15 protein-coding genes are annotated in these 16,394 nt (G+C 70.0%); 5 read left to right on the top strand and 10 right to left on the bottom strand.

Annotated features, from left to right (window positions below):
* Positions 1-120: 120 nt before the first annotated feature.
* Positions 121-894 (bottom strand): SDR family oxidoreductase, encoded by a 774-nt coding sequence (locus OG972_RS28820; RefSeq protein ID WP_266986279.1) that lies wholly within the window; start codon positions 892-894, stop codon positions 121-123.
* A gap of 277 nt (positions 895-1,171) precedes the next feature.
* Positions 1,172-2,173 carry a Gfo/Idh/MocA family protein gene (locus OG972_RS28825; protein WP_266986281.1) on the bottom strand — a complete coding sequence of 334 codons (1,002 nt, stop codon included), beginning with the start codon at positions 2,171-2,173 and terminating at the stop codon, positions 1,172-1,174.
* Positions 2,174-2,253: 80 nt separating this feature from the next.
* Here OG972_RS28825 and OG972_RS28830 point away from each other — a divergent pair, with 80 nt between their 5' ends.
* A complete protein-coding gene (locus OG972_RS28830; protein ID WP_266986283.1) occupies positions 2,254-3,561 on the top strand; it encodes a multidrug effflux MFS transporter in 1,308 nt (435 codons plus the stop codon).
* A 103-nt stretch (positions 3,562-3,664) separates the two neighbouring features.
* Here the strand turns inward: OG972_RS28830 and OG972_RS28835 are convergent, their stop codons facing one another.
* Complete coding sequence (locus OG972_RS28835; RefSeq protein WP_266986285.1) at positions 3,665-4,993, bottom strand: hypothetical protein; 1,329 nt, start codon at positions 4,991-4,993, stop codon at positions 3,665-3,667.
* Positions 4,994-5,169: 176 nt separating this feature from the next.
* Between OG972_RS28835 and OG972_RS28840 the strand changes: the two genes are divergently transcribed.
* Positions 5,170-6,171, top strand: coding sequence for a small ribosomal subunit Rsm22 family protein (locus OG972_RS28840; protein WP_266986287.1), 1,002 nt, complete (start codon positions 5,170-5,172; stop codon positions 6,169-6,171).
* Between the two features lie 75 nt (positions 6,172-6,246).
* Here the strand turns inward: OG972_RS28840 and ddaH are convergent, their stop codons facing one another.
* Positions 6,247-7,152, bottom strand: a complete 906-nt coding sequence (ddaH, locus tag OG972_RS28845) for a dimethylargininase (RefSeq protein WP_353961646.1) — start codon at positions 7,150-7,152, stop codon at positions 6,247-6,249.
* Between the two features lie 197 nt (positions 7,153-7,349).
* On the opposite strand from ddaH, the gene OG972_RS28850 reads away from it, so the two are divergent.
* A complete protein-coding gene (locus OG972_RS28850) occupies positions 7,350-7,958 on the top strand; it encodes a TetR/AcrR family transcriptional regulator (RefSeq protein ID WP_266986289.1) in 609 nt (202 codons plus the stop codon).
* A gap of 181 nt (positions 7,959-8,139) precedes the next feature.
* Positions 8,140-8,886 (top strand): bifunctional DNA primase/polymerase, encoded by a 747-nt coding sequence (locus OG972_RS28855; RefSeq protein WP_266986291.1) that lies wholly within the window; start codon positions 8,140-8,142, stop codon positions 8,884-8,886.
* An 89-nt stretch (positions 8,887-8,975) separates the two neighbouring features.
* Here OG972_RS28855 and OG972_RS28860 read toward each other — a convergent pair whose 3' ends face one another.
* From OG972_RS28860 to efeO, 4 genes are read right to left on the bottom strand one after another with little or no spacing between them, the layout of a single operon-like run.
* Positions 8,976-9,911, bottom strand: coding sequence for a hypothetical protein (locus OG972_RS28860; RefSeq protein ID WP_266986293.1), 936 nt, complete (start codon positions 9,909-9,911; stop codon positions 8,976-8,978).
* Complete coding sequence (gene efeU / locus OG972_RS28865; RefSeq protein WP_266990772.1) at positions 9,844-10,815, bottom strand: iron uptake transporter permease EfeU; 972 nt, start codon at positions 10,813-10,815, stop codon at positions 9,844-9,846. The genes OG972_RS28860 and efeU overlap by 68 nt, the downstream gene beginning before the upstream one ends.
* Before the next feature lie 32 nt (positions 10,816-10,847).
* Positions 10,848-12,158: an iron uptake transporter deferrochelatase/peroxidase subunit gene (efeB, locus tag OG972_RS28870; protein ID WP_266986295.1), complete on the bottom strand. Its 1,311-nt coding sequence runs from the start codon at positions 12,156-12,158 to the stop codon at positions 10,848-10,850.
* 20 nt (positions 12,159-12,178) lie between these two features.
* Complete coding sequence (efeO, locus tag OG972_RS28875; RefSeq protein WP_266986297.1) at positions 12,179-13,315, bottom strand: iron uptake system protein EfeO; 1,137 nt, start codon at positions 13,313-13,315, stop codon at positions 12,179-12,181.
* 553 nt (positions 13,316-13,868) lie between these two features.
* Here efeO and OG972_RS28880 point away from each other — a divergent pair.
* Positions 13,869-14,600: a PhzF family phenazine biosynthesis protein gene (locus tag OG972_RS28880; RefSeq protein ID WP_266986298.1), complete on the top strand. Its 732-nt coding sequence runs from the start codon at positions 13,869-13,871 to the stop codon at positions 14,598-14,600.
* Between the two features lie 64 nt (positions 14,601-14,664).
* Here the strand turns inward: OG972_RS28880 and OG972_RS28885 are convergent, their stop codons facing one another.
* Together OG972_RS28885 and map are read right to left on the bottom strand one after the other, a co-directional pair.
* On the bottom strand, positions 14,665-15,330 hold the full coding sequence (locus tag OG972_RS28885; RefSeq protein WP_266986300.1) for a heme oxygenase (biliverdin-producing): 666 nt from the start codon (positions 15,328-15,330) through the stop codon (positions 14,665-14,667).
* 196 nt (positions 15,331-15,526) lie between these two features.
* Positions 15,527-16,384 (bottom strand): type I methionyl aminopeptidase, encoded by an 858-nt coding sequence (gene map / locus OG972_RS28890; RefSeq protein ID WP_266986302.1) that lies wholly within the window; start codon positions 16,382-16,384, stop codon positions 15,527-15,529.
* Positions 16,385-16,394 lie beyond the last annotated feature (10 nt).

Here is a 16,394-nt window from a genome sequence, read left to right on the forward strand (position 1 = left end):
CGGCCCGGAACGCGGCCCACGGGCGTGGTGGCGGTTCTTGACGCCGGTGCCCGTTTCACCCAGGAGCAGGAGTCCGGGAGCGTGCCGCTCGGCTCGACCGGCGGCGCGCGCAAGGAATCGTCAACCCCGGCCCACGTACGGCATCGTCGTCGCCAGGACCGTCGCGAACTGCACGTTCGCTTCCAGCGGCAGCTCCGCCATGTGCACCACCGTCCGGGCCACGTCCGCCGCTGCCATCACCGGCTCCACCGCCAGTTCGCCGTTGGCCTGGAGGATGCCGGTCTGCATCCGCTCCGTCATCTCCGTGGCTGCGTTCCCGATGTCGATCTGCCCGCAGGCGATCCGGTACGGACGGCCGTCCAGCGACAGCGACTTCGTCAGCCCGGTCATCGCGTGCTTGGTCGCCGTGTACGCCACCGAGTGGGGGCGCGGCGCATGTGCGGAGATCGAGCCGTTGTTGATGATCCGGCCGCCCTGCGGGTCCTGCTCCTTCATCTGCCGGTACGCGGCCTGCGCGCACAGGAAGGCCCCTGTCAGGTTCACATCGACGACCGTGCGCCAGTCCTCGTAGGAGAGCTCCTCGACCGGGACGGAGCGCGGGCCGAACGTGCCCGCGTTGTTGAACAGCAGGTCGACCCGGCCGGTCCACTCCCGTACGGAGGAGAAGAGCACGTCCACGTCCTCGGGGCGGGAGACGTCGGCGGGGACGGTGATCGCCCGGGCGTCCGGCCCGGCCAGTTCCACGGTCTCGGCGAGGGGTTCGGGGCGGCGGCCCGCGAGCGCCACCGACCAACCGGCGCCCGTCAGGGCGAGAGCCACCGCGCGGCCGATCCCGGAGCCCGCGCCCGTGACGACGGCCGTCCTCACGTCGGGGTTCAACACTTTGTTGCCCATGACGACGCAGCGTACGCCTCTCGCCTCAAGAGTCGCCGCCGGGCGGCCGGTTCGGGCTCCCAGGGGTCATTCCCCGATCGTTCCCCGGCGATTCCTGCGCCACCGGCGGATGCACATGGTCTCCCTCGCCGTTGAACTGCTGCGGCTCGGCCGCAAAGGCGGTCTACTCCTCAGCCGGGAGAACCAAGGCCTCGCTCACGAGGGAGAGCGCTGCAAAAGTCCTCGGAGGTGGGGAACCAGGGCCTCACGCCTGCGTGAAGCCCTGCCTCCGTCCCGGTCAGCCGATGTCGTCCGCCGGGTAGCGGACGCCGATGCGGTCACGTACCGCATCGAGCGTCCGCATCACCGCCAGCGATCCGTCCAGCGGCACCAGCGGCGACTCCGTCTCACCGGCCCTCAGCGCGCGCAGGACCTCCGCCTGCTCGAACTGCATCCCGCGGAGCCCGTCGCCCGCGCTCCCCGCGGTGAACTCCTCCGGGTCGTGACCCTCCCGGTGCAGCACGAACCGCTCCGGGTAGAAGAAACCGCGCGGGAAGTCGATCCGCCCCCTGGTGCCCGTGACCGACGCGGTCTGCGGGGTGTCGGCGGTGACCGAGCAACTGAGCAGCGCCGTGGCGCCCGACTCCCAGCCCAGCAGCATGCCGGTGTTCAGATCGACGCCCTCGGGGGAGAGCAGCGCATCGGCCTGGACACGGTCCGGCTCACCCAGCAGCAGATGAGCGAACGACACCGGGTACACCCCGAGGTCCAGCAGCGCGCCGCCGCCGAGCGCCGGGTCCCGCAGCCGGTGGTCCGGGCCGAACGGACCCGCGAGCCCGAAGTCGGCCTGCACGGTACGGATGTCGCCGATGGCGCCGTCGGCGATCAGTGCGGTCAGCCGCCGGACGACCGGGCTGCAGTACGTCCACATCGCCTCCATGAGGAAGAGGCCACGGTCCCGGGCGAGCGCCACGAGCTCCTCCGCCTCCCGGGAATTGAGCGTGAACGCCTTCTCGCACAGCACGTGCTTTCCGGCCTCCAGGCAGAGCGCGGTGGCCTCCCGGTGCGCGGAGTGCGGCGTGGCCACGTACACCACGTCGACCTCGTCGTCGGCGGCGAGCTCGGCCCAGCTGCCGTACGCCTTCGGTATGCCGAACCGTTCGGCGAACGCCTTCGCCGACGTGTCCGTACGGGAAGCCACGGCGACCACTTCCGTGTCGGGCATCGCCTGCAGGTCGGCGGTGAAGGTCGCGGCGATGCCACCCGTAGCCAGCACGCCCCAACGCACGGTCCTGCTCATGCCTGCTCCCAAGAAAAAGGTCTCGACCACTCCGGCTGAGCTGAGAGCATAGAGGCGGATTCAACTATTTGGAGATGAGAATGCCGGAGACCGGCGTGAGCCGAGCCCAGCACGCAGACATATCGAACGCCGCAGTCGAGCCCGGCACCGGCGAGAGCACCGGTGCCGGGCCCGCCGCCACCGCCGCGGCCCGCCGCACCGCACTCCTCGTCACCCTCGTCCTCGGCGGTCTCACCGCTCTTCCGCCGCTCTCCATGGACATGTACCTGCCTGCGCTGCCGGCAGTCACCGACGCCCTGCACGCCCCCGCGGCCACCGTCCAGCTCACCCTCACCGCCTGCCTCGCCGGAATGGCGCTCGGCCAGGTCGTCGTCGGACCGATGAGCGACCGCTGGGGCAGGCGCCGGCCGCTGCTCATCGGCATGGCGGTCTACGTACTCGCCACCGCGATCTGCGTCTTCGCGCCCACCGCGGAACTCCTCATCGGCTTCCGCCTCCTGCAGGGCCTTGCGGGCGCGGCCGGCATCGTCATCGCCCGCGCCGTCGTCCGTGACATGTACGACGGCGTGGAGATGGCCAAGTTCTTCTCCACCCTGATGCTGATCTCCGGCGTCGCACCGATCGTCGCGCCGCTGATCGGCGGACAGGTGCTGCGGTTCACCGACTGGCGGGGCATCTTCGCCGTTCTCACCGTCGTCGGCGTCGCGCTCACCCTCGTCGTCTGGAAGTGGCTGCACGAGACGCTGCCGCCGGAGGAACGGCACACCGGCGGGATCGGCGAGGCACTGCGCACCATGCGCGGGCTCCTCGGCGACCGGGTCTTCACCGGTTACATGATCGCGGGCAGCCTCGCCTTCGCCGCACTCTTCGCCTATGTCAGCGCCTCACCGTTCGTGGTTCAGGAAATTTACGGTGCCTCGCCGCAGACCTTCAGCCTGCTCTTCGGCATCAACTCCATCGGCCTGATCACTGTCGGCCAGATCAACGGCAGGCTGCTGGTGGGCCGGATCAGCCTGGACAAGGCGCTCGGTTTCGGGCTCGGCGTCATCGTCCTCGCCGCGGTCGCGCTGCTGCTGATGACGTCCGGCGTCTTCGGCGAGGTCGGTCTGGTGCCGGTCGCCGCCGGGCTCTTCGTCCTGATGTCCGCGATGGGGCTCGCGATGCCGAACACCAATGCCCAGGCGCTCATGCGTACCAAGCACGCGGCGGGTTCCGCCTCGGCGCTGCTCGGTACGTCGTCGTTCCTGATCGGGGCTGTCGCCTCACCGCTCGTCGGGATCGCGGGGGAGGAGACGGCCGTCCCGATGGCGGTCGTCCAGGTCGTGTGCGCGGTCGGCGCGATGGTCTGCTTCCTGGGCCTGTGCCGACCCTGGCAACGGCGGTCGTAGAAGCTCGGGAACGACCCGGGAGTGTCCGGCGGATCACGGCCGGGACCGCGACGCCAGGCACCCCCCACGTTCTCGTCCCCACCAGGACGGCCCTTGGAGGAGCTCAGTGGGGCGCGCGCGGGTAGCCGAGCAGATGAAGCCGGTCCAGCTCGTCCGTCCACCGGAACACGCCGACGCCTGCCTCCGCCTCCGCGCCCGGCAGCCGCACATTGGACGGCAGCCCCTCCGGGGTCCCGGTGACGACCTCGACGGCGACCGGGCGGCCGCCACCGTTCAGGGCGTCCGTCGCGTTGCGCACGTTCGTCGCGCCGTACGCGATGCCCTCGTCCGTGACGGAGGCCAGCGTCAGCCGCTTCGAACCGTCCGGCGCCTCCAGGCAGAAACCCTTCTTGGCCGTCAGGTCGAAGGCGAGGTTCCCGGCCACCAGATAGCCGCCCGAGGGCGACATGACGGCCTGCGGGTACTGGCCCGGCTTGATGGCCACCTTGTTGCACTCCACCGTGGCCACCGGTTTCCCCGTCTCCGCGTCGTGCACCGCCCACAGGTCATGGGTCTTCGCCGGCTCCTGCCCCTTGGCGAGCTGCCACTTGGCCAGCACCCAGCCGGGGGCCACGGTCGTCGGGATCCCGCTGGTGCGGTCGGTGTTCTTCGGGGCGACGTTCCGGCTGAACCAGCCGCCCTGCACCCAGAACTCCCGAGCCCCGCTCACCAGCAGGCCCTTCTTCGTCAGTCCGAACACCTCGGTGAGCTGCTTGCAGGACGGGCAGTCCTTCGGGTACTTCAACGCCGAGGGAGCGATCTTCGAGATCTGTCCGGTCGCCGGGTCGACCACGACACTGGTCGTCCGACCGTCGCTGATCAGGATGTCGGGGCCGGAGGCGATGACGCTCGGGGCGGAGGACCACGGCACCTCGATGCGCCGCCGGGCGCCGTCCTTCACGTCGTACACATCGAGGGAGACGATCGTGTCGGCCGGGGTCAGCGCGTTCACGCCGACCTTTCCGTACGTCCAGGTGACGAAGTACTCCACGTCGTTCTTGGTGACCAGGAGCAGCTTCGGGGAGTGCTTCGAGGCCGGCGGCCGCCAGTTCTCGCCCTTCCAGCCCGCCTTCCCGGTCTCCGAGTCGATGGTCTCCAGCCGGTACTGGTTGTCGGCGACCCGCAGCAGATAGCCGAGGCGTCCCGTCGTCCGGGAGATCGCGTAGTCGGGAGAGGTGTTGACGAGCTCCCAGCCGCTTTGTGTGGTGTACGCGGGAGGAACCGTGAGCTGCGTCGCCGGGCCCGGACCCGTGGGCGTCGGCACCGGTTTCGCCGGCTTGTCGGCGCCCTTCCTGTCCTGGCTGCCCCCGGCACCGCACGTGGCCAGCAGAAGCAGCAGGGCGAGTACGAGCACCCCGGCGACCAGAGTCAGGCGCACGATCTTCTGTCTCATGGTCCCCTCCGATGAGCAATCCTGGCGTCGCGCCGGTCAGCGTAGCAACTGGCCGGGGTTTACCAGCAGTTCGGATCCGGCGCTGTTCCGCGAAGGTCTCGCACCGGACGACGGGGCGCACGACGGGACAGGCACCGGCCGGGGAACAACCGGTCGTATCCGCCTACAATTCGTCAGTGAACGTCACCCTCTCCACCGCGGAAGCCCTGCGCACGGCGCTGGCCGGACTCCTCGACGGGCTGCCGCCCAAGCAGGCCGCGCAGGCCGTCGACCGGCTCATCGCCAACTACCGGGGGACCACCCCCACCGATGCCCCGGTGCTCCGCGACCGCTCGGACGTCGCCGCGTACGCCGCGTACCGCATGCCCGCGACCTTCGAAGCGGTACGGTCCGCCCTCGCCGCCCTCCGTGAGGCCGCTCCGGAGTGGACGCCCGCCACGCACACCGACATCGGCGGCGGCACGGGTGCGGCGAGCTGGGCCGTCGCCGGGGCCTGGGAAGGCCAGCGGACCACCGTCCTGGACTGGGCCGAGCCCGCGCTCACCCTCGGCCGCGAGCTCGCCGAGGCCTCCGGCATCGAGGCCCTGCGCGCCGCCGAGTGGCGGCGGGCCCGGATCGGCGCGGGACTGGAGCTCGACCCCACGGACCTGGTGACCATCAGCTACGTACTCAAGGAACTGACGGCGCAGGCGCGCACCGGGCTGGTCGACACCGCGGCGGCCGCCGCACAGGCCGTCGTGATCGTCGAGCCCGGCACCCCCGACGGCTACGCCCGCGTCATCGAGGCCCGCGACCGGCTGATCGCCGCCGGACTGACGGTTGCCGCCCCGTGCCCGCACAGCGACGCGTGCCCCATCGAGCCGGGCACCGACTGGTGCCACTTCTCGGCCCGGGTCAGCCGCTCCTCGCTGCACCGGCAGGTGAAGGGCGGCTCTCTGCCGTACGAGGACGAGAAGTTCAGCTATGTCGTGGCGACCCGCTTCGCCACCGAACCGGTGCGCGCCCGGGTCACCCGCAAGCCGCAGATCCGCAAGGGGCAGGTGCTGCTGGACCTGTGCACGCGCGACGAGGCCCTGCAGCGCTCCACGGTCACCAAGCGGCACGGCGAGCTGTACCGGGCCGCCCGGGACATCGCGTGGGGCGACGCCTGGCCGCCGCCCCACGATGAGGGTGACTAAGACCGACCGGCAAATGGAGGGCGGCGTCGCGGGGCCGGTGCACGTACCCCAGCCCCGCTCCTTCACCCGCGCTGCCTACTGCCGGGCACTCTGGGGGCTCCGCAGCTCCTGGGTGCAGCACTTCACGCTGCCGCCACCCTTGAGCAGCTCGCTCAGGTCCATCGGGACCGGTTCGAAGCCGCGCGCCCGGAGCGGGTCGAAGAGGCCCGCGGCGCCCTGCGGCACCAGCACGTGGAGCCCGTCGCTGACCGAGTTCAGGCCGAACGCGGCGGCGTCCGCCTCCTCGGCGATCAGCGCGTCGGGGAAGAGCCGACGCAGCACCGACCGGCTGCCCGGCGAGAACGCGCCCGGGTAGTACATGATCTCGTCGCCCACCTCGTCGAGCACGCAGAGGGCCGTGTCCAGGTGGTAGTAGCGCGGGTCGACCAGATCGAGGCCGATCACCGGCCGGCCGAAGAACTCCTGCGCCTCGTCGTGCGAGAGCGGACTGGACCGGAAGCCGCGCCCGGCCAGGAGGTACGAGGAGGTGACCGCGAAGTCGCCCTCGCCCTCGTTGACGTGGTCCGGCTCACGGATCTCGGTGAAGCCGTGGTCCCGGAACCAGTCCCGGTGCGCCTCCGCCTCCGCGTACCGCTCCTGGTACGCGAACCGGGCACCCAGCACCCGCCCGTCGACGACGGTGGCACCATTCGCGGCGAAGACCATGTCGGGCAGTTCGGGGTGCGGGGTGAGCAGCTCGACGGTGTGGCCGAGCGCGCGGTAGCGGTCGCGCAGGTCCTCCCACTGGGCCTGCGCCAGCGGCAGATCGACCGGCTTGGTCGGGTCCATCCACGGGTTGATGGAGTAGGTGACCTTGAAGTGGGCGGGGGCGCACATCAGGTAGCGGCGCGGGGTGGCTTCACGGGGCGCCGGAGCAGTGGCTTCGCGGGGCGAGGGGACGGCGGCTTCACGAAGCGATGAGGGTGTGGCTTCACGAGGCAATGAGGGCTCCTCACGGACGGCAGGGGTTGCCTGCGGGGTGCCGGGGCTCGCACGGGTCTGTGCGTGAGCTCATGGTGCGCCGTTCGGAGCTACCGCGCAGTGAACCGATCGGGTGGTTCTGCGGGATGCTCCGTGACGTCTGCGGAGAGACGCGGAGACGATACGTCTCGCCTCGCTCCGCTGCTACCGTGACGGGCATGGCAGAGAACAGGCCGCCCGACCCCGGCCGCCGCAGCGAGCGCTCCCGCCGGGCGATCTACGACGCGGCACTCGGCCTCGTCGGCGAGGTCGGCTACCCGAGGACGACGATCGAGGCCATCGCCGCCCGCGCCGGTGTCGGCAAGCAGACGATCTACCGCTGGTGGCCCTCCAAGGCCGCCGTCCTGATGGAGGCCTTCATCGACCTCGGCAACCGGGCCGCCGAGCAGGCCGGGGAGTACGCCATCCCGGACACCGGCGACCTGGCGGCCGACCTGAGGACCGTCCTGCGGGCCACCGTCGACGAGCTGAACGACCCGGTGACCGAGGCGCCCACCCGGGCGCTGGCCGCCGAGGGGATCGTCGACGCCGCGCTCGGCGCGGAATTCGTCGAGAAGCTGCTCGAACCGCAGCTGCAGCTCTACGTCACCAGGCTGCGCGCCGCCCAGGAGGCGGGTGACGTGCGCGCCGACATCGATCCGAGGATCGCCCTCGAGCTCCTCGTCGCCCCGCTCACCCATCGCTGGCTGCTGCGGACCCGGCCGCTCACCCACGCGTACGCGGACGCGCTCGTCGACTACGCCCTGCACGGTCTGGCCGCTCGCTGAGTCACGCCGTGCCACACAGTCACCCCGAGCCAGTCACAGCCACGCCTATCATTTCCGGACAAAAGATTGCAAATGGCCCTGCTCGGTGCATCGGTCGGCGCCCCCGCTTCAGGACTCTGGCCACCCGGGGCGCAGGATGGTGGGACCATAGGGCAGGGGCAACGCTGAGGTAAGGGGATTGATGGGCGTCGATTTCGGCCGTTCTCGCGGCACAGAGAGCAAGTTTTCCCAATGGCTGCGCCGGCGACCCAAACCGCAGCAGCGCGCGGTCGACGACACCGCCCGGGAGGCGCTGCTCCTGGCCGTCGCCGAGGCCGGAATGCCGATCGCGCCCGCCGCCCACCCGATCGGCTACCGATGTTCGTGCGAACGCATCGGCTGTCCCACTCCCGCCAGGCACCCCGTCTCCTTCGCCTGGCAGACGCAGTCCACCACCGACCGCGCCCAGATCGAGCGCTGGGCCCGCAGCCAGCCACAGGCCAACTTCATCACCGCGACCGGCATGATCCATGACGTCCTCGACGTGCCGTTGACCGCGGGCAGCCAGGCACTGGAGCGGCTCCTCGCTGCGAATGTCGACGTCGGCCCGGTGGCCGTGTCCGGCGAGGACCGGATGCTCTTCTTCACCGCCACCCGCGGCACCCCCGAGGACGAGGACGAGTGGTGGCCCTGCGAGCTGGACTGCCACCCCGAGACCATGGACGAACACCCGGGACTGCGCTGGCACTGCCGCGGCAGCTACGTGCTCCTGCCGCCCGCCCTGCTTCCCGGTGAGCTGGACGTGCACTGGGTCCGCGGGCCGGAGAACCCACTGCCGGACCCGCTGACGCTGCTGGAGACGCTCACCGACGCCTGCGCGCAGTACGCCGACGCGGCGGACCAGAGCGATCTCGACCACGGATCGGTGGCCTGGCCGCTCAGCCGCTGAAGCCGGAGCGCGGGGCCTCACGAGCCCTGCGCCCCGTCTCCCGCGTCACGGCTACCGGATCGCGGGTCATGGCTCCCGGGATCACGGCGTCACGAGCCCTTCGCCGCCGTGAGCCCCGGCAGTCGGTTCAGCATGATCACCTTGGCGCCGTTCGCAGCGCCCTTCTTCGGGACGTACACCAGCTGGCTGGAGACGCGCTCCTTGGTGAGGGTGGTCTTCACCTCACCGGTCAGCAGCGCCTGCACATCCGCGTTGACGGGCGGACGCAGTCCTTTCGCCGCGGTCTGTTGCTCGAAGTGCTTGCTGCTGAAGAAGACCAGTGCCCCGCCGTCCTCGGTCTCCAGGCCGAGCGGACCGAACGTACCTCTGTCCAGCGGCTGGTCGATGTACTGATACGAGAAGCCCGCCTGGCGGGTGGTCCTGCGCGCGTCCCGCCAGCCCGAGGTGGCGACCCCGGGGGCGAACACGTCCGGAGTGCCCTTCTGCAGATACTCCGTGTACTGGGTGCCCAAGTCCTCGGGAGCCACGGAGAGTTCACTGCTGTCCGTGGCCACCGGCCGGGCCCGCCCGTCGCTGTCCTTCGCGAAGGCGGGCACCGCGGCGGGCGCCACGACCGACAGATAGGCGGCCCGCCATCCGGCGTCGGGCCCGGACCGCAGGAAGACGATCAGCCAGCGGGTGTCCTGCTTCCCGCTGTCCTGGTCGCGGTTGGAGTCGGTGTCCGCGACGAACCAGCGCGGCCAGCCTGCCTTCTTCGGGATGACATAGGTGGCGTCGGTCAGCTCCAACGGCCTGTGGTTGGCATTGCCGCCGGGGCTGTTCTTCTGCCGCGCCTTCAGACCGGCCTGGTTGATCGCGCCGAGCGAACCGGTCACCCGGTCCGCGTCGAGCGCGGGATCGTAGGCCTTGTCCGCCGCGTTGTACGCGGTGGTGAAGTCCGCGAGGGCCTTCGCGGCCTCAGACTTCGTCGCCGCCGGTACGACTTCCAGCTCGCCGTGCACCGTCACGCACCCGCTCGCCGTCATGCTCAGCACTGTCGCTGCCGCGAGTCCCGTCGCCAGCCGAATCGGCCTCAGGCTTCTCATCCGTTGCTTTCTGCGCCTTCTGATCCGTCGCCCCCACTGACCGTCCGAACCCTACCGGGGCAAGGAACAGTGCGAGCGTGGGGATCAGATACAGCGCCCACACCGTGATCTGAAGAACGGTCGGGTCGGGCTGGAAGTTGAAGGTGCCCTTCAGCAGCGTGCCGTACCAGCTGTCCGGCGGAATCGTGGCGCTGATGTCGAACGCCTGGTTGTGGATACCGCCCAGGAACTCCGCCTCCTGCAGGTCGTGGACGCCGTATGCGAGGACACCCGCCGCGACGACCACCAGCATGCCGCCGGTCCAGGTGAAGAACTTCGCCAGGTTGATCTTCAGCGCACCTCGGTAGAACAGCCAGCCCAGCATCACGGCGGCGGCGATCCCGAGGAACGCGCCGATCATCGGATGCCAGCCGTCGTCCGCCGCGTGCACCGCGCGCCAGACGAACAGCGAGGTCTCGAGCCCTTCCCGGCCGACCGCGAGCAGCGCCGTCGCGACGAGCGCCCCGGTGCCCATCGCGAGCGCCGCGTCCAGTTTGCCGTGCAACTCCTTCTTCAGATGCCGCGCGGTGCGCCGCATCCAGAACACCATCCAGGTGACCAGGCCCACGGAGACGATCGACAGCGAACCGCCGAGCGCCTCCTGCGCCTTGAACGTCATCTCCTGCGAGCCGAATTCGAGACCGGCACCGAACGCCAGGCTGACGACGACCGCGATGCCGACACCGATCCAGATCGGCAGCAGTTTGCTCTTGTTGCCGGTCTTCACCAGATAGGCGATGAGGATGCAGACGACCAGGCTCGCCTCAAGACCTTCGCGCAGGCCGATCAGGAAGTTGCTGAACACGTTTCGGTTCTCCTTTTCCGCTTCGAGTTCCGTTACGAGAACAGCGCCCGGCCCCACCAGTCGTCCTTGTCGCGGACGCCCGGCGGGACGGCGAAGTGCGCCGAACCCACGTGCTGGATGTACTCGTTGAGTGCGTCGTGTGCCGCGAGGCGGCGTTGCAGCGGGATGAACGCCTTACGGACATCGCGCTGGTAGGCGAGGAAGAACAGCCCGGCGTCGAGCCGGCCCAGACCGTCCGTACCGTCCGTGAAGGAGTAGCCGCGGCGCAGGATCGTCGCACCGTCGTTGCTGTCCGGGTGGGCGAGTCGCACATGGGCGGTCGGCAGCATCGCCTTGAGGAACGGCTCGTCGCGCTCCTTCGCCTTGCCCACCGGGGCGCCCTCGCCCTTGTCCCGGCCGAAGACGTCCTCCTGCTCCTGGAGTCCGGTCCGGTCCCAGGTCTCGATGTGCATGCGGATGCGCCGGGCCACCAGGTACGAACCCCCGGTCATCCAGCCCGCCTTGTCCTTCTCGCCGACCCACACATGTTTGTCCAGGGCCGCGGTGTCGGTGCCGGAGATGTTCCGGGTGCCGTCCTTGAAGCCCATCATGTTGCGCGGGGTCTGGGCGTCGGGCGTCGTCGACGACGTCTTGCCGAAGCCCAGCTGGGACCAGCGGATCGCGGTGCGGCCCATGCCGATCCTGGCGAGGTTACGGATGGCGTGCACCGCGACCTGCGGGTCGTCCGCGCACGCCTGGACGCACAGGTCGCCGCCGCTGCGGGCCGCATCGAGATTGTCACCGGGGAATTTCGGCAGATCGACGAGCGCCTCCGGGCGCCGGTCCTCAAGACCGAACCGCCCCTTGGCGAACAGTGAGGGACCGAAGCCGATGGTGAGGGTGAGCCGGGACGGCTTGAGGCCCAGCGCCTCGCCCGTGTCGTCCGGCGGTGCTTCGGCGAGACCGCCGTACGCCCCGTCGCCGACCGCATGACCGGCCGTCATCCGCTCGGCCGCCCGCGTCCACTCCTTGAGCAGGGCGATCAGCTCGGCCCGGTCCTTCGTCGTCACGTCGAACGCGGCGAAGTGCAGCCTGTCCTGGACGGCGGTGGCGATACCGGCCTGGTGCACACCGTGGAACGGCACCGCGGCGCCGCTGTCCGCGGCCGGCACGGCATCGCTCTCCGTGCGCACCGCGGCGACCGCGCCACCGGCCGCGACCGCGCCGAGCGCCAGCCCGGCACCGCCCCAGCCGAGCAGCGCGCGGCGTGACGGGGTGCGGTCGCGGGTGCCGGGGACAGCCCCCTCGGTGGTGTCCGCGCCGGCGGCGTCCGTCCCGGCGGTGTTCTGGGTCTTCTCGGACATGTCTGGTGCCTCCCCGTCCGCTACTTCGTCACCGCGGCGGCGAGCTGCGACAGCGGCTCGGCCAGGGCGTTGACGGCATCCGACAGCTCCTTGCGGTCCGCCTTGCCGACCTTCTCGTACGAGGTGAACTCGTAGGAGCTCTTGTCCTCGCGGTACTTGTCCAGCAGCGTGTTCAGCGCCGCGAACTGCTTGTCCAGGGTGGCGGTCAGCGCCGCGTCGTTCTTCGAGGCGATCGGCTTCAGCAGCTCGAACGACTTCTGCGCGCCCTCGACATTGCCCTTGAAGTCGACCAGGTCGGTGTGGCTGTAGCGCTCCTCCTCACCGGTGACCTTGCCGGTGGCGACCTCGTCGAGGAGCTCCTTGGCGCCGTTGGCCATCGAGGTCGGGGTGATCTCCGCCGTGCCGACCCGCTTCTGCCAGTCGACCAGGTCCTTGTAGAGGACGGGGGCGAGGGCCTTCTCCTCGGCGCCGAGCTTCTTGTCCTGCCACAGCGCCTTCTCCAGGCGGTGCCAGCCGGTCCACTTCTGGCCGTCCTCCAGGCCGTCCTCGCGGACGTCGACCTTCGGGTCGATGTCACCGAAGGACTCGGCGACCGGCTCGGTGCGCTCCCAGCCGATGCGGGAGTCGGCGTACGCCTTCTTCGCGGCCTCGATGTCACCCGCGGCAACGGCGTCCGTGAAGACCTTGACCTTCGGCAGCGTCTCATCGGCCTGCGCCTGCACATAGGTGCGGTAGTCGGCGACGGCCTTGTCCATCTCGGGGCTGCGCTTGACCGCGGTGCCGCCGGTGACCTCGATCTTCTGCCGGAAGCCGGCGCCCTTCATACCCGGCTTGCAGACGACGTCGTACGAACCGGCCTTGACCTCGGCGGTGATGGTGGCCTTGGTGCCGGGGCCGATGTTCTCGCGCTCGGCGACGATGCGGTCGTCCGGGAAGAGGACGTAGACCTCGGTGACCTTGGATCCCTTGTTCTCCACGGCCAGTGCGACGTGACCGGCCGGGAGGGTCTTCTTCGACACCGCGCAGGAGTCGTCCTTCGCGGTGACCTTCACCGCGCCGTCCCCCTTGCCGTCGCTCTTCTCGGCGCAGCCCGTGACGGCGGTCAGGGCTGCTGCGGTGGCGACAGCGGTGACGACGGAGAAACGAACGGCTCGCATACGGGCTCCACATAGGCTGAAGAGAGGAAGAACTGGGGCTGGACAAAGGCGGGTGAGGCGAACCTAACTTAACCGAGGCTTACCTGACCGATACCCACCCGTGCAGTGATTCAGCTCTCACCTGGGGGGCGGGGGAACGGGGCGATCACGGGTAGCCCATGGGAAACCCAAGGAAAGGTCAATCAATGGTCAAATGGCCGGATTCCGGTTCGGTGCGACGAACGGCGCCTCCGTCTACGGATGCCGGAACGCCTCCACCGGCTGTCGGCAGGCCTCCCCGAGCACCTCGGCGGGTGTGGCCCCGCCACCGCGATCCGCTTCCGGTGCGGCACCGAGGCCGCCGGATCGTCCTCTCCGCACGCTCCGTCCCGGCCCGCAGGGGCCGCCCCGCTCACCTTCGACAGGGGTGCCGAACTCCCGGGCTCCACAGACGCGTCGGGCTCCCGGGCTTCTCGGGTGGCTCCGCCACGACCGGCGCAGGCACGGCCGACCGGCGACCCGCCGCTCCGGCCCTGCGGCGCGACCGACGCCCGCGCGATGCTTGAATGCGCACGTGAATGACTTCGACGTACCCGCGGGCATCGACGTATTGCGGGTGTTCTGCGGCCCCGACGGCCGGCAGGGCAACGCCCTCGGGGTCGTACGCGACGGGCGCGCGTACCCCGACGAGGCGTCCCGGCACGCGCTCGCCTGGCAACTCGGTTTCAGCGAGACCGTGTTCGTCGACGATCCCGAGCGCGGTCACGTCGACATCTACACGCCGGGGCTCCGGCTGCCCTTCGCCGGGCATCCGCTCGTGGGCGTCGCCTGGCTGCTCGATCTGGAGATTCTGGAACTGCCGGTCGGGGATGTCTTCGCCCGCCAGGACGGCGAGTTCACCTGGATCACCGCGCGCCCCGAGTGGGCGCCGCCGCGCACACTGGAGCGCTATGCGTCCGTCGCCGAGGTCGAGGCGCTGAACGGACCACCGCCCGGGGAGGGATGGCTCTACGTCTGGGCGTGGGAGGACGAGGCGGCGGGTCGAGTGAGGGCGCGGGCTTTCCCGCGGCGCGTCGATGGGCGCGGCGTCAGCCGCTCCGGTGGAGCCGGGGCTTGCACCGGGGGAATCGTCGAGGACGAGGCGACGGGGGCGGCGGCGCTGCTGCTCAGCGCGCAACTGGGCCGTGCGCTCAACATCACACAGGGACGGGGCTCCCAGATCCTCACCGCACCCGCACCGGACGGCACCGTGGAAATCGGAGGCCGCGTCCTGATGGCAGACACAGGCCTGTCACCGGCACTGTGACGTCCATGTCGGACCGGGTCCACCGCCGAAAGCCGGTCACCCCGCCCCCCGCACCGCCGGGGCTCTACGCGCTGAGCGGGAAGACCTCTCCCAGCTCCCGGAGCACCGCCGTGTTCAGCGAGAACGCCCGCTTGCACTCGTCGACGATCCGCTGCTTCTCCCGGTCGTCGGCGTTCACCGCATCCAGCAGCTCGCGGTAACCCCGCTTGAACGAGGCGGGGTTGGGGATCCCCTCGAAGACATAGAACCGCACCCCGTCGCCCTTGCGCGTGAACCCCCAGGTCTTCTCCGCCCTGTCGCGGATGATCTGACCTCCGGAGAGGTCTCCGAGGTAACGGGTGTAGTGGTGTGCGATGTACCCGGCGGGCCAGGTGCACGCGCACTGGGCGACCCGGTCGGCGTACAGGGCCGTCGCGGGCAGCGGTTCCAGGCCCTCGCGCCAGTCCGCGCCTCGCAGATGGGTCAGGTCGCGCTCCAGCTCGGCGGTGCGCATCAGCTCCGACTGTATGAACGGACCCGCGACCGGGTCGGAGCGCAGCGCCTCCGCGTCGTCCTCCAGTGCCCGGTAGACGAACCACAGCTGCTCGGTGTAGCGCGCGTACGCATTGACTCCGAGCCGCCCGCCCAGCAGGTCGCTCATGAAGGTCGAGGTCTCCGCCTCGGTGTGCTGCTCGTGCGACGCCGTGCGGATGAGTGTCGAGAAGGGCGTGGCGGTGGCGGTGGCGTCCAAGGCGGGCCTCCGGGGACCGAGGGGAGGGAAGGTCCGGAAAGAGAGGATGTCGACAGCAACTGCGCGCAGCAGTGTTCGACAGCCCCGATCCTGATACTTAGGCTCGCCTAAGTCGACAACTTCCCGACGGCCTGTCGGTAAAAACGATACGCCGGATTCCGCTCCTGTGCCCGGTGGGAAAGATCGCGTACGAGGGCTACGGAAGGGTAAGGATCTCCGCGCCCGTCTCCGTCACCACCAGCGTGTGCTCGAACTGGGCGGTGCGCTTGCGGTCCTTCGTCACCACGGTCCAGCCGTCGTCCCACATGTCGTACTGGTGCGTTCCGAGCGTCAGCATCGGCTCGATGGTGAAGGTCATGCCGGGCTGCATCACGGTGGTCGCGTGCGGGCTGTCGTAGTGCGGAATGATCAGGCCGGAGTGGAACGAGGAATTGATCCCGTGCCCGGTGAAGTCCCGGACCACGCCGTACCCGAAGCGCTTGGCGTACGACTCGATGACCCGCCCGATCACATTGATCTGGCGCCCGGGGCGGACCGCCTTGATGGCGCGGTTCAGGGACTCCTCGGTGCGCTCCACGAGCAGCCGGGACTCCTCGTCCACGTCGCCGCAGAGATAGGTGGCGTTGTTGTCGCCGTGCACACCGTTGATGTACGCGGTGACGTCGAGGTTCACGATGTCGCCGTCGCGCAGCACCGTGGAGTCCGGGATGCCGTGGCAGATGACCTCGTTGAGCGACGAGCAGAGCGACTTGGGGAAGCCGCGGTAGCCGAGCGTCGACGGGTAGGCGCCGTGATCGCACATGAACTCGTGGGCGACCCGGTCGAGTTCGTCCGTCGTCACACCCGGGGCGATGTGCTTCGCGGCCTCCGCCATCGCCTGCGCGGCGATCCGCCCCGCGATGCGCATGCGCTCGACGGTGTCGGCGTCCTGGATCTCCGGGCCGGTGTACGGCGTGGGAGCGGGCTTGCCCACATACTCGGGGCGCCGGATGTTTCCGGGTACGGAACGGATGGGAGTGATCTCCCCTGGTACGAGGAGCGACTGGCCAGACATGTCAGCGAGT

Origin of the sequence: Streptomyces sp. NBC_01669, assembly GCF_026339735.1 — a bacterium.
Lineage (GTDB): Bacteria > Actinomycetota > Actinomycetes > Streptomycetales > Streptomycetaceae > Streptomyces > Streptomyces yanii.

Bases quoted from the DNA above. Each gene is read 5' to 3' on its own strand.
- OG972_RS28820 (WP_266986279.1), bottom strand. From the start codon at position 894: ATGGGCAACAAAGTGTTGAACCCCGACGTGAGGACGGCCGTCGTCACG.
- OG972_RS28825 (WP_266986281.1), bottom strand. From the start codon at position 2,173: ATGAGCAGGACCGTGCGTTGGGGCGTGCTGGCTACGGGTGGCATCGCC.
- OG972_RS28830 (WP_266986283.1), top strand. From the start codon at position 2,254: ATGCCGGAGACCGGCGTGAGCCGAGCCCAGCACGCAGACATATCGAAC.
- OG972_RS28835 (WP_266986285.1), bottom strand. From the start codon at position 4,993: ATGAGACAGAAGATCGTGCGCCTGACTCTGGTCGCCGGGGTGCTCGTA.
- OG972_RS28850 (WP_266986289.1), top strand. From the start codon at position 7,350: ATGGCAGAGAACAGGCCGCCCGACCCCGGCCGCCGCAGCGAGCGCTCC.
- OG972_RS28855 (WP_266986291.1), top strand. From the start codon at position 8,140: ATGGGCGTCGATTTCGGCCGTTCTCGCGGCACAGAGAGCAAGTTTTCC.
- OG972_RS28860 (WP_266986293.1), bottom strand. From the start codon at position 9,911: ATGACGGCGAGCGGGTGCGTGACGGTGCACGGCGAGCTGGAAGTCGTA.
- efeB (WP_266986295.1), bottom strand. From the start codon at position 12,158: ATGTCCGAGAAGACCCAGAACACCGCCGGGACGGACGCCGCCGGCGCG.
- efeO (WP_266986297.1), bottom strand. From the start codon at position 13,315: ATGCGAGCCGTTCGTTTCTCCGTCGTCACCGCTGTCGCCACCGCAGCA.
- map (WP_266986302.1), bottom strand. From the start codon at position 16,384: ATGTCTGGCCAGTCGCTCCTCGTACCAGGGGAGATCACTCCCATCCGT.